We start from the raw sequence: 13,039 nt of genomic DNA on the forward strand, positions 1-13,039 counted from the left end.
AGTATGGGGGAGCACATACAAGAGCGGCTCAAAAACAAGATAGAGCGCGTAGGCGTGCGAGACGAAGAAACAGTTGTTTCACACGGCGTTGGCGAATGTCTTTGTTGTGGCCTGCTTGCAAAACAAAGCAAAGTGCTTCGTGATGGATTCTTGTTTACTATACGCCAATGCGATGTGTGTGCGTTCCAAAGCGAAGCGTTCGACAAAAAACATGATGAATTTGCACTCTACAAATCCTCACTTGCAAACACGCACATAACAGGGCGCGTGGGCGAACCAATTAGCGAAAAATCCTTTAGCAATCTTGACATGCACGCAGTTGTGCTGCACGTAAATGCAACGTGCAACACGCCCTGCAAGATTTGCTTTTATCCTGACTTGCTTCCCCAACAAGATATTACAATTACTGCGGTTCGCAACGGGCTCAAACGATTTACAAACCAGCAAAAAACCGTGTGCGTGTTTGGAGGTGAACCAACCATACACCCTAAAATAATGCATATTGTCAAAGAAGTGAAAGCGTCAGGCAACACCCCCGAGCTTTTCACAAACGGCATCAAACTTGCAGACATGAATTTTCTTGACGCGCTTATTGATGCAGGTCTTGAACGCGTGAACATTACCGTTGACTCATTTGACAAAGAACCCTACGAGCGATTGCGCAGCGGCGCGTGGGAATGGAAACTCCGCCTCAAAGGCCTTGAAAATCTTGGAAAACGAAACATCATAACTAAAATCAATGCAACAATTGCAAAGGGAATTAATGACCATTCAGTCAGTGAGCTTATGGATTACATCAACGAACACGCGTACGTAACTGAATTGCGCGCGCTCGCACTCAATCCTACCACGGGAGCGTTAGGTCTCGAATACGTGCCCTCCATCACTGAACTTATCTCGTACATGCCTTGTTTTAGTGTTGAGCATTTCACCGAGTTTCGAACATTTCAAGAGAATATTCAGCGCATCAATCACGCGCTTGGGTTTCGAAAACCATACAACACCGGAGACGCGCCAACACTGCTTGCAAAACGCACGAGCAATGGATTGCGCCCATTATTCTCAGTTGAAGAATTGCGCGCATACAATCGGGCTATGGAAAACCTCAATGACGCGGCTGCAATGACGCACGCGATTCGCGCGTTCAAAAAAAATAAGCGCTTTGCGTACGCGCGCATCCTGCTTGGCTCTCGCTTCAACCCGTGCGTAATTGAGAGAAAACTTCAGGCGTTGGGTATTGTTAAAATAACAACGTGCGCATTTACTACCCGACTTAACAAGGATGGGCGAAGCGATATGAAAGTGATAAGCCTGCTTGCAGACCCCAAAAACAAGGATGACATGATTATTAGAGTGGGAACAGTACCAAGTTAGGGGGCTTTCTTTGTAGCGCGCAGCACGACAAAAGGAATGGTAAATGAGCGTGTTCTTCCAATAGTTTGCACATCAAAGTGTGAAAGTGCTTTTTTCCATACTGATTTGTTTTCTTGCGTGCAATACAAATACAACACGCCGCCCGTCTTAAGACGTGTGTGTGCTTGTTTTGCAAATTGGCGCGCAATACTAAAAGAGAATTGTTTTGTTCCCTTTTGGGTGAGAAGTTTTGGAGGACTATTAAAAAGTATGTAGTCAAAGCGCCCGTGCACGCTTTCAAGAAGGTTTGACTTAATAACGCGGAGCGGAACACGGTTTAAGGCAGCGTTAACGCGCGTGCAGGTAAGCGCGTCAGGTGAAATGTCTACACACACAAAGCGCATACCTTTTTTGAAAAGACAAATAGAAAGCACCCCTGCCCCGCACCCAACATCCACAACGCGTGTACCCTGTTTGAGCGCAATACTATCAAGAAAAAAACCCGTCTGATGAGACAGAGGGGGAAAGACGCGGGGTAGGACAAAAAAAGAGTGACCACGAAACGGCACTATTTTTGGCCGCTTAAAAAAAGGTGAAATGCGCTCAAGCACAAGAAAAGGGCTGAGCAGGGTTTTGTGAATAGTGCAAGTAAGCTTCATACTCCTATTTTTTTGTATGCAGAGTAAATAACTGTTTTGCAACAAAGTAAAACACGTTTCAGATTTTTTTAATAGAATACACAATACCAATGGGCGCGTCAGCATAGAGAAACGCAAAGGAGATATCATATGCTCCGTTAACAAGCTCAAGCGAGTCATTGCGGGGTATGAGCATTGAAACAAGCGGGTTTCCAGGCACTGAGAAGTTTGCGCTCACAAACGTGTCAGCAAACCTGCCACCAGTATCAATGTCGCGCACAAACCCTTGCGCATTAAGTAGTTGGTTTGAAAACGAGCGATTAAAAAATGATGTGTTAAGAGTAGTGCCAATTGTCCCCGCGCCCCTTCGCTGAAGCGCGGCAACATTAATCACATACCCGCTATTTGCCCCTGTTACCAGTGTGCCAACAACGGCGACGCGCTCACCTTGATTTGCACGAACTGATGTGTTAATCAAACGTGCAGGAACAAAAAACCCATCACTCTCCAGCCAATACACCGGAACGCTTTCTGAACTAAAAATAAACAACACTGTGCCTTCAACTTGCACGCTTTTTCCATGGGGGAGCGGGCGCAATTCAGAAATAGGATATGATGCTGAAAGCGAAAATAAATCACGTGTCGAAATCTCAGCAGACTGCTGAACAAGACCGTTTGAAGGAAAAATCACAAAAGAAAGAGTGGTAATAAAAAGCATGCTTATGAGCACAATAATCACTTTCCCAAAACCAGTTAATCGTGACCACGCGCCAGAAAGCATGCGAATATTGATTTTCCCCCTTACACTATTGTTTAGAACAAAACGCATGCTTAAAGCTTACTCTTAACACTACACAGACTTAGAAATGCTTTAAACAATCATCCGATTCAAAAATGGTTATGCGTGCGTGTGTTATTCTTCCAACCTATAATGAAGCAGAAAATATACGACGCGTGCTCACCAAACTTGCGCGCCAACCTGTTGATGTGCTTGTTGTTGATGACAATTCGCCTGACAGAACCGCACGCATTGCAGAAACGTGCGGGGCGCGCGTTCTTGTGCGCACAAAAAAAGAAGGGCTTGGCAAAGCCTACGCAGCAGGCATGCAGTATGTCATGCAGGACTACGATGTTGTGTTTGAAATGGATGCTGACTTATCCCATGACCCGCAGGATATTCGGCAATTTCTTGAAGCAATAAAAAATGCAGATTTCGTGATTGGCTCGCGCTACATTACGGGGGGGGCCACTCCTGATTGGAACTTTGTGCGAAAATGCATTAGCAAAGGCGGAAACATGCTTGGCAAAAGTATTGCGGGACTGCCCTATGCTGACTGCACGAGCGGGTATCGGGCTATACGAACAAACCTGCTCAAAACACTTGATGTTTCTGCCATAGAAGGAAACGGATATGCGTTTCAAATTAGCCTGCTCAAACGCGCGCAAAAAAAACAAGCACGCATCAAAGAAATCCCCATCACCTTTATTGACCGAAAAAAAGGACGCTCAAAACTAGGCATTTTTGACATGCTCGAATTTGTTATAGTCTGTGTTAAACTACGATTCACCCGTTAGTCTACAACAGCATAAAAACAGTTCTTGCCTTTCTTCACTTTCTTCACGTGACCCTCAGAAACTAATTCTTTGAGCTTTCGAAAAAACGTGGCGCGAGAACACACATTATGCGCAAGACACTCGCTTAGGATTTCTGATGACGTGAGCGGATTTTGTGCGCCAGCAATAATAGAGAGAATTCGCTTTGTATCTTCTTCAACCAACGCCGACATGGGCGTGCTGCTTTCGTGTTCTTGAAAAGAGCGCGCTTGCGCAACCATGTTTTGATGCGGAAGCTCAAAACTGTTTTCTCCTTCAATAATGTTTCTTACCACAAACAAGGACGCAGCGGTTTCTCGTTCATAGGTAAAAAAATCCCTCAATCGTGAAATCATACTATTAGAAAAAAAGCGGGGCTATAAATAAATATTGCACAAAAAGAGTAAAAAAGAAAAAAAGCGCGGAGATATTGCGCGCTTCTAGAGTTCATTAAGGGTTATGATACGCAAACCGCGCATACTGCTTATTTTTGCAGACACGCCCACGATAAACGCAATTTTTCGTGAAGATGCTGTTTCAACAAGCGCTTTGTCAATCTCGCCGTCAAGCACGAGCGCGTAGCCCGCGTCCAACTCTTTGAGAGATGACTTAAGCTCAGAGATGGGCACTTTTCCAAGGATTTGAAGCGCATCATCAAGAATATAGGCTCCTGATGTTCCAGTCAAATCTTCAAGAAGTGTTTTGAACGTTTTTCTCTGGGACTCGGTGAGTGTTGCACTTCGCTTCTGTTCGTGGTTTTGGTTGCGATGCTGCTCGCGCATGTCATGGCGATTCTTTTTTCGTCCATTACTATTCATAGTTGTTCGCGGCGCGGTTGTTTCTTGCTTTTTTGCAACGCCATTTGCCTGGTCAAGCGGCACTTTTGCACGAAGCGCTTTGTGAATCTCTTTTTGTGTGAGCTCTTCAACTTCTTTTCCCGCAGGAGCAGTTGCTAGAAAGTCCAGCTCGCCGCGTTGTTTAAACTCAGAAAGAATAAGTTCTCCGCCTCGGTCTCCGTCCACAAAGAGGGTTGTTTCTTTAACTTTTGAAAGCTCAATAACGCTTTTTGGAATTGATGTGCCATTAAGGGAGATAACATTTCTAAAACCACCGCGAAGCAGGGTAACAACGTCAGCGCGCCCTTCTACAACAATCAACTCGTCAGTCTCGTCAATGCCGGGACCTGCTGGAAGTTTTTCAGAACCGTACTCGACAATTTCAGCAGTCCGAACTGATAAGAACACGGTTTCAGACATTTCTTTGCTGTCAGAATCAAATGACTGCATCATTTCTGCAAGCAACTCTTTTGCGCGCGCAACAACTTGTTTTCGCTTGACAACGCGCACGTCTTCAATGTGAGAAATCTTGATTTTTGCATCACAGGGACCAACCCGTTCAATGGTTTCAATAGCTGCGGCAATAAGCGCGGTTTCTGCTTTGTTGAGTGAAGAAGGAATGATTATTTCTCCTTCTGCATGTCCTTTTTTTCGTGAGAGGTTGACATCGATTCGTCCGATGCGACCAGATTTTTGAAGTTCTCTTAATTCAAGTTCGTTACCAAGCAATCCTTCAGTTTGTCCAAAGACTGCGCCGATGACATCAGGTTTTTCCACAACACCATCAGAGGCGATTGACGCATGAATAATATATTTTGTTGATACCGGGGATATTTTTCCCATATTGGATGATTCACCTATTATTTTTTTTGAGGTTTCATCCAAACAAAAAAGAAGAGACGCTCTTAAGCGAGGTTCACGGTACTACAGCAGGCGGCTTTTTTATGGACAACACGCGTTCTTGCGCGATTGTGCTAAAAAAAAAGCCATTGACCTAACGAATGCGGTACCGGTGAATTCGTGATTGTGAGGGGAAATGTAATTGCCCGAGGTTCTTGGATTGTAAACCAATTCAAGAGCGGTATTCTCTTTGTGAATATTTTTTTTTGAATGGATGAAGGGTTTTTGTCGCCCAATGCTCCGTATACACATCACTCTCAACAGACTGTTGCGTCCGAGCACACCTTCAACATTGGGCTTATGTAAGTAAGAGATGAGAAACCGTATTTAAACTTATGGTTTCTTTTATGTTTACACTTTGTAAAGGTGGAGAAGCGCTTTAAGCTCGTCAATAACCGTTTGCGTCTCGCTTGAGAGTTTTACAATCCATTGTTTGTATGTTCCCGATGAAAGGGATGCTGATGCCTTTTTCCCGTAAAGAAAGCGGTCAAAAAAGCTTTTGAGAAAACGCGAGTAAGGCGAGCCTTCCCATCTGCCCGCATAATCCGTGACAAGCGAGGATTTTATCTCGACTTTAAGGTCTCCTGATTCTTTTGGCATTTTTTTTCCGCCTTCTTCCACACTGGTATCAGACACATTTGCTTTAATTTTGAACTTGATTAAAAAGCGCGTATATTTGTCAACATTTCGCGTGCATTCCCATTCAACTTCGTGCGAACGAGAAGAACCTTTTGATTTGAGCACCTGCTTTTTTTCCTTAATATCATAACCAAAAGTGATAAGCACATCGCTTAGTGTTGCATAGACTTCTTTAAACTCATACACGCCATCGTATTGAATGGTTTTTTCAATAATCAAGTCCTCTTCTGCCATAGTGCACTCTTCTGCGGGCAGGGAATAAAAACATTACTGAACTGCGCTCAAACATGACAGGCACAGCATGCTGCCCTCATAACTCTTAAGAAAGGAGGCTTTTCCGCACGCATCGCACACCCCTTTAACATTATCCATTCTGCGAACATCAGATGATGTATCATTCATGAACTTGTCTGCAAGTAGCTCAATAAGTGTTGGCTGCACGCGAAGAACGTCAGTTTGCGTAATAAGTCCTACAAACACACCATTATCAACAACAGGCAGTCTGCGAAATCCAAGACTTACCATAGTTTGGGTTGCTTTTGCAAGCGGTGTGTGCGAAGGGGTTGACACAATATTTCGAGCCATTACATCACCAACACGTGTTTTTTTAGGGTCTTTTCCCTTGAGAACAACCTGCCGGATAACATCTGTTTTTGTCAAAATCCCCACAAGCTTGTTTTTTTCAACAACAACAAGACTGCCCACATTACCCGCAACCATTTTTTTACTTGCTTCAAATATTAAAGCAGTTGACACTGTTGAGAGCGGGCTGCGCGTCATTGCATCAGCAACAAGAATAGTAGTAACCATACACGGTTATTCAAAAAAGGATGGTGCTTAAAAAAGTATCTCACCTAGCGTATTCGTACAATATCCAGATTTCTCGGCGCAGTTGTCTCAATATAATATTTTTGGTGTATGCTTGATGCAATGTCAAGGGCGGTTGTTTTCTCAGCATGCACGACAATAACACGGCGGGGTTTTGGACGAATCTTTCCAATATAAGACAGAATCTCGTTTCGGTCGGAGTGTCCTGAAAAACCACGAATGGTTTCCATACCAAGTTTTACCAGAATACTTTGCGTGCGGTTCCCGTTGCGCTTAATAATTTCTGTGCTGCCTTCCTGGAGCTGTCTTCCAAGAGAACCCACGCCTTGGTAGCAGGTGAAAATCATTTGATTTTTCGGATTGTTTGCAAGATTCTCCAAATAAAACATGCTTGGACCGCCAGCAAGCATGCCTGACGTTGCCATAATCACGCAGGGACCTTCTTCTTCAACCAGCTTTTTGCGCTCTTCTTGTGAACCAACATGTTTGAAACAATCAGATAAAAATGGGTTGTGCTTCTTATCAAAAATGGATGATGCGATGCGTTTGTTAAAAAATTCAGGATACGCGGTGTGAATCGCGTTCACATCCCAGACCATACCATCAATGAAAATGGGAATTTCTGGAATAAGCTTGTCGCGCATTGCTTTTTCAAGCACAATCATAAGTTCTTGCGAGCGGCCGACGCCAAGCACGGGAAGCAACACTTTGCCGCCGTTCTTAATCGTTTTTGTAACAATGTCAAGAAACATGTTTTTTGCTTCTTCAACAGATGGTGTGATTGTCTTTCCATACGTTCCTTCAGTAATCACGGTTTCAACACGCTGAAAATCAGTGTGCGCGTGATTGAGCAGGTTTGTTCCAGAATACTTGTAGTCTCCGGTGTACACAAGGTTGTGAAAACCATCCCCAATATTCATGTGCGTGACCGCGCTTCCTAGAATGTGGCCTGCGTCAAAGAGGGTGATTCTAATATCAGGGGCAATGTCAGTAACAACACCATAATCAAGGGGAATAACATGTTTGAGCATTTCTTTTATATCAAGAATTGAATACAGCGCGTTTTTACCTTCCTTTTGTGCAATACCAATTGAGTCAATCTGCATCAAGGTCATGATATCGCGAGTTGGCTCAGTACAATACACAGGACCACGATACCCATATTTGAAGAGCAGCGGCAGCAAACCGCTGTGGTCTGTGTGCGCGTGTGAAATAATAACCGCGTCCAATTTTTTAAGGTCTGCTTCACTTACTTCCAAGTGCGGAAACGCGTGTTCATCTGAGGCTACGTTGATTCCGCAATCAAGCATGATATTTGATTCAGGGGTTTGCAGGATAAAACATGAACGACCTACCTCGCGAGCCGCGCCAAGAAAGGAAATGCGCGCCCAATAATTTTTTTTGCGATGAAATCCAGAATAAATTTTTCTGCCAATTGAGTCAAGAAATTTTCTTCGATAGTCAGAATTCTTGAAGAGCGTGTGGCGAATGGTTTTAATAAGGTCTGATTTGATTGCAGGACTTCTTCGAAGAATCGGCGACCACAGGGTTTTCTTTTGTATTTCAGTAACAACTTCGCCTTTTCGGCCAATTACAAGACCTTGTTTTTTTGCTTCAATAACCACAATGCTTCGTTTTTCATCAAACCACAAATCTTCAACTTCAGCTTCTTTTGGAATGATGTTTCGAATCAACGTGTCTGCCTGCGCCACAGGTACAAGAATACTTTGGTCTGCTCTAATTTCAATGCGTTTTTTAACCTGCGTTACAACGGAGCGAATCGCATGGGTGTGATTAGTCACAAACTCTTTATTTTTTGAATAGAGCACGATATTTGCTCCCTCAAAAACGCTGTCGGCTATTTCTGCGTTTTTTGGTAGTAACTGTGTTACTCGTTCCAGAATTGGAAAACTCTCGTTTGCCATAATAGATAATACCCCTGAGCCAAAGGTCAAGAAGGCTCAATACATGAGGAATGTGAAAGGAGGATATCCAACAGTTATGCGGGTTGCTTTAAAAGCTTTTCGATTTCCTTTTTGCTGAGGAATTTTGTTCCTTTCTGGGTAATAATCGCAAGGGCAATACCATCTCCAGAGGCCATATCCCGTTGGATTGCAGCATGCACTGCGCGAACGGCAAGATGTGTAGCGCTTTGCTCGTCAAGGTCTTTTGAGTAATGGTCTTGCAAGACACCATACGCAAACACAGAACCAGAGCCAGTTGAGATAAATTCATCTTCAAGACGCGCGCCATCCGCGCCCAGCACGAACAATGACACGCCATGCGAGTCATAGCCGCCAAGAAGGAATTGCACGTAATAGGGCATGAACTGGTTTCGTCCGCCATACAACACGTGCGCGACGAGGTTTGAAAGTGATGAGATGCTGAGTTTTCGCTTGTTAGTTAATTCATAGAGTTTTGCCTCAGCACGAATGTAACGAAGAAGCATTTGCGCGTCACCAACACCACCGGCAATAGTTATAAGCGCGTTTTCAAATACTTCGTGGATTTTTTGCACGTTCTTGTGCGCAATCATATAACCCATTGATGCACGCTTGTCTGCAGCGAGAATCACGCCGTCTTTGAATACGAGTCCAACCGTTGTGGTGCCGGTCTTAAGTACGTCTTTTTGCTGTTCTTGCATTAAGTATCACCAGAAATTATTAAAGGTGTAACACGTAATACGGATTAAAATCATCTTTATAAATATTGCTATACTACACTTTTCTTGCACATGAATAAAACCATGCAAACACTCAAAAAAAAGGTAAACCTCAAACTCGTGTTTGGTGCGTTTGTAGCAATCATGTTTATCCTGCCAACCTTTGCAGGGTTTCTAAGCGCGCCCCAAACCACTGGAAGCGCAGTGAACACACTTGGTGCGCGCGTGATTGGTAGCGCGCAAGGCGGGTTTAACAAAACCGCAGAAGCACCTTTGTTTGAAAACAAAACATTAGTTGTGCTCTATTATGGCCAAAGCACGTGCGAGCATTGCCAATGGCAAAGGCCCATTCTTGAAGAGATTGCACAAGAAAATGAAAATATCACGCTCAGGGCCTATGATTTTGACAAAATAGCTCCGCAGGGCGCTGATTTGAACCGTTTTAACACATTCAATCCGGGCCAGTACATTCCCCTTGTCATCATTGGAAATGTTTATTTTAGAGCAGGCTCGGGCGAAGCATATGGTGCAGAAGTAGACAAAGCCGCCATACAAACGCTTATTAATGAACTTCTTGCAACACGCGCATAACTACTCGCACGCATGAATATAGGGTAAAAACGCACCACAGTATCACGCGCAACACCCCTTAATTTCCAGTGGAAAAGGAGTGAAACAAGTGTTTATAAAGCCGCTACGCGTGTTTCAACAACAAAAACCATGCAAGACAAGGATATATTCAAACTCAAAAAACTCCTCAAAAAACTTGAAGCAATCAGAGGAAGGGGAACTGAACTTATTAGTGTCTACATTCCTGATGAGTACAATATCAACATCATGAGCGACCAGCTCTCAACAGAACGAAGCATGGCAGTAAACATCAAGAGTAAATCAACTCGAAAAAATGTGCTGGCTGCTCTTGAAAAAATACTTGGGGAACTCAAAAAATACCAGAAAACACCGCAAAAGGGTATGATTATCTTTTGCGGCAACACAGGAGGAGACCGCGTTGACATTGAAATGTGGGTAATTCAGCCCCCTGAAAAACTTAACACAAAAATGTATCGCTGCGACCAAGTATTCTGGCTTGACCCGCTCAAAGACATGATTGCAGACAAAGAGGAATACCTTCTTGTATCAATTGACCGCTCAGAAGTGGGTTTTGGCATTCTCAAAGGAAAACACGTGGAACTGATTAATGTCACTGAATCCCACATCCCGGGGAAGATGCGGGCAGGTGGGCAGAGTGCTGCCCGATTTATGCGCGCGCGCCAAAGCATGAAAGAAGCATTTCTCAAAGACAGCGGGGACTTTATCAAAGAAGTCATGCTCAAACGCAAACTCAAAAAAATTATTCTAGGCGGACCCGGCCACATGAAAGAAGAACTTAATGATGCACGATATCTCTCCAACCACTTACAAAACGTCGTAGGTCTTGTTGACACCGGCTACGCAGGAGAAGACGGATTTGAAGAACTACTCCAAAAAAGCCAAGACCTTCTCAAAAATGAAGCACTTATGGAAGAAAAAGTCAGGCTCAATAAATTCTTCAGCCTGCTTGGCGCACGAAGCAGTAAAGTATCCTATGGCATGACCCAGACAAAAGCACTTCTTGAACAAGGTCTTGTTGAAGAAATATTTGTTTCAGAGAGTGTGGGTGATGACTTGATTGAAGAGATAAATGAAATTGCCCTTGCCCAGGGAAGCGCGATTCTTGTAGCATCCACTGAAACACGCGAAGGCGAATCCCTCAAACAAATAGGGGGTATTGGCGCAATACTCAGATATGCACTGTAAACTTAAAGCTTAAATACATATTTATGATAAAGAAGAACAGAAAATGGTGAAACAGACATGAGCAATGAAGGAGAAAAAAGACATGTTGAGCTGCACAGCATCAAAAAAGGAAGTTTTATGATTGTTGAAGGTGCGACCTGCAGAGTCACTGACATTCAAATGTCACGACCGGGAAAACATGGACACGCAAAAGCGCGCGTTACCGCAGTGGGAATTATAGACGGGAAAAAACGCGTATTTGTAAAACCAGGAGATGCGCGCGTTGAAGTACCCATTATCGGGAAGAAACAAGCACAGGTGTTAAACGTGCGTCAAGAAACAAAAACCATTGATGGAAAAGTTGAAATAACCCATATTGCAAATGTGATGGATCTTGAAAGTTATGAAACGTTTGACATGACCATTCCTGATGAGCTTGTTGACAAAGTGACTGAAGGAACGCAAGTCCTGTACTGGGAAGTTATGGGCTCAAAGCTTATGCAACGAATCGCATAAACAACAAAAACAAAATTAGTCTCTTTTTTTATGCCGCTACTTCGCGTGCGAGAGCAAGACCAATCTCAACGGGGTTTGGGTGCAAATCAAGACTACGCACCACTATTTCTTCGGTATTAGTATAACTGTTAGTCTGAATTCTGCCACTTGCGCGCACAATACGACCCATGACTGCCTTGCGCAAAGAGTCCATGTGCACTTGCAGGGATGAATCTGATTCAAAATCAGCGAACAACTTGTCAACTGATGACGCAAAAAGAGAGGCGGCAACATCACCAAAAAATATGCACCGATACACAAGAAGCCCGGTGTCAAGATTAACTGAAACAACCATGGATTTTTTAGGGGCTACAACACCATGCGTTGTGCACGCGCCTTCCTTGAAGCCGCGGTTACACTCCCCACACACATCAAAAAAACGAACTTGCGGAAACACATAGGTAATGGTACCAAGCACTACCTCACCCCCACCCTGATTAGAAGCCGAACCATTGCTCTGCGGAAACGCACCAAGCTCGGGCACAGACACACCCTCAGGATTAAGCGACAAACGGGAACGATTAGACAAATGAACTTCTACTAAATCATTGTTAATACGCGAATACGCATTAAGAATCTTAATGGTGTCACCAATAGAGATTTTTTTCTCAGAAATAAGGCGCGTTAACTCATTCCAGATAACAACACGCACAACACCAGACGCATCGCCGATCAAAAAACTTGCAACAGCCCCTTTTCGTCCTTTTGATTCAAATTCGCGAATAGGATACGTGGTTATAATGCGCCCCACAAGATTCACCGATTTAAGACCACCAGCAATGTCTTGAATCTGCGTGAAGTCCTCAGATTTTGAAGGAATAAATGAAATACCTTTCTCATTTGCAACAATAAACGCGGCACCTTCATCACTCACAAGTCCTTGCAGCTCATCTTTTTTCTTCTCAATAAGCCCAATAACCTCTGCTTTAGAGAGTTTTGAATCAGCCACTATTTTATCAACAATCTTATCAAAAGGAAGCTCCAGCATAGAAAGTATCACACCGCCTGTATTATTATAAGATTATATGTTATACATTACACGAGTTAGCAAAAAACAACAAAAAATATAACAACAAACACAGCAGGTATACTCTGATGAGAGGCAGACCCACACAATCAAAGGTGAGAAACCGTGTTTCAGCAATATTGCAGCATATGAATTCATCGTATGGGTATGACCTTTACAAGAAATATCGGATCCTTTTTGGAGCGGTGAAAATCAGGACAGTTTATTACAACCTGCGAAAAGGAGTGCTGCT

Annotated in this window: 14 protein-coding genes; 5 read left to right on the forward strand and 9 right to left on the reverse strand. The window is 43.6% G+C overall.

The features are described 5' to 3' along the window. Positions 1-3: 3 nt before the first annotated feature. Positions 4-1,374, forward strand: coding sequence for a hypothetical protein (locus COT72_00420; protein ID PIO00526.1), 1,371 nt, complete (start codon positions 4-6; stop codon positions 1,372-1,374). Here the strand turns inward: COT72_00420 and COT72_00425 are convergent. Beyond that, positions 1,371-2,171, reverse strand: coding sequence for a hypothetical protein (locus COT72_00425; GenBank protein PIO00527.1), 801 nt, complete (start codon positions 2,169-2,171; stop codon positions 1,371-1,373). The two genes, COT72_00420 and COT72_00425, sit on opposite strands and share 4 nt — an antisense overlap. Beyond that, complete coding sequence (locus COT72_00430) at positions 2,071-2,820, reverse strand: hypothetical protein (protein ID PIO00528.1); 750 nt, start codon at positions 2,818-2,820, stop codon at positions 2,071-2,073. Before COT72_00430 ends, COT72_00425 begins: the two co-directional genes overlap by 101 nt. Before the next feature lie 65 nt (positions 2,821-2,885). Between COT72_00430 and COT72_00435 the strand changes: the two genes are divergently transcribed. Beyond that, on the forward strand, positions 2,886-3,566 hold the full coding sequence (locus COT72_00435) for a dolichyl-phosphate beta-D-mannosyltransferase (GenBank protein ID PIO00529.1): 681 nt from the start codon (positions 2,886-2,888) through the stop codon (positions 3,564-3,566). Here the strand turns inward: COT72_00435 and COT72_00440 are convergent. The 6 genes from COT72_00440 to psmB all read right to left on the reverse strand — a co-directional run bounded on the left by COT72_00440 (position 3,563) and on the right by psmB (position 9,431). Further along, positions 3,563-3,940 carry a hypothetical protein gene (locus tag COT72_00440; GenBank protein PIO00530.1) on the reverse strand — a complete coding sequence of 126 codons (378 nt, stop codon included), beginning with the start codon at positions 3,938-3,940 and terminating at the stop codon, positions 3,563-3,565. The two genes, COT72_00435 and COT72_00440, sit on opposite strands and share 4 nt — an antisense overlap. 84 nt (positions 3,941-4,024) lie before the next feature. Next, positions 4,025-5,263: a hypothetical protein gene (locus COT72_00445; protein PIO00531.1), complete on the reverse strand. Its 1,239-nt coding sequence runs from the start codon at positions 5,261-5,263 to the stop codon at positions 4,025-4,027. 408 nt (positions 5,264-5,671) lie between these two features. Next, on the reverse strand, positions 5,672-6,193 hold the full coding sequence (locus tag COT72_00450; GenBank protein PIO00532.1) for a hypothetical protein: 522 nt from the start codon (positions 6,191-6,193) through the stop codon (positions 5,672-5,674). Positions 6,194-6,226: 33 nt separating this feature from the next. Next, on the reverse strand, positions 6,227-6,769 hold the full coding sequence (locus tag COT72_00455; protein PIO00533.1) for a hypothetical protein: 543 nt from the start codon (positions 6,767-6,769) through the stop codon (positions 6,227-6,229). Positions 6,770-6,813: 44 nt separating this feature from the next. Continuing rightward, positions 6,814-8,712, reverse strand: a complete 1,899-nt coding sequence (locus COT72_00460; GenBank protein ID PIO00534.1) for a beta-CASP ribonuclease aCPSF1 — start codon at positions 8,710-8,712, stop codon at positions 6,814-6,816. 74 nt (positions 8,713-8,786) lie between these two features. Then, positions 8,787-9,431 carry a proteasome endopeptidase complex, archaeal, beta subunit gene (psmB, locus tag COT72_00465; GenBank protein PIO00535.1) on the reverse strand — a complete coding sequence of 215 codons (645 nt, stop codon included), beginning with the start codon at positions 9,429-9,431 and terminating at the stop codon, positions 8,787-8,789. Between the two features lie 90 nt (positions 9,432-9,521). Here psmB and COT72_00470 point away from each other — a divergent pair, with 90 nt between their 5' ends. The 3 genes from COT72_00470 to COT72_00480 all read left to right on the forward strand — a co-directional run bounded on the left by COT72_00470 (position 9,522) and on the right by COT72_00480 (position 11,741). Continuing rightward, positions 9,522-10,040, forward strand: coding sequence for a hypothetical protein (locus COT72_00470; GenBank protein ID PIO00536.1), 519 nt, complete (start codon positions 9,522-9,524; stop codon positions 10,038-10,040). A 129-nt stretch (positions 10,041-10,169) separates the two neighbouring features. After that, on the forward strand, positions 10,170-11,246 hold the full coding sequence (gene prf1, locus COT72_00475) for a peptide chain release factor 1 (protein ID PIO00537.1): 1,077 nt from the start codon (positions 10,170-10,172) through the stop codon (positions 11,244-11,246). Between the two features lie 57 nt (positions 11,247-11,303). Continuing rightward, entirely contained in the window at positions 11,304-11,741 is a 438-nt protein-coding gene (locus COT72_00480) for a translation initiation factor IF-5A (protein ID PIO00538.1), read from the forward strand. A gap of 28 nt (positions 11,742-11,769) precedes the next feature. Here COT72_00480 and COT72_00485 read toward each other — a convergent pair whose 3' ends face one another. Beyond that, on the reverse strand, positions 11,770-12,768 hold the full coding sequence (locus tag COT72_00485; protein ID PIO00539.1) for a hypothetical protein: 999 nt from the start codon (positions 12,766-12,768) through the stop codon (positions 11,770-11,772). Positions 12,769-13,039 lie beyond the last annotated feature (271 nt).

The sequence above is a fragment of the archaeon CG10_big_fil_rev_8_21_14_0_10_43_11 genome (assembly GCA_002763265.1).
In the GTDB taxonomy this organism is placed as follows: Archaea; Nanobdellota; Nanobdellia; order PEZQ01; family PEZQ01; genus PEZQ01.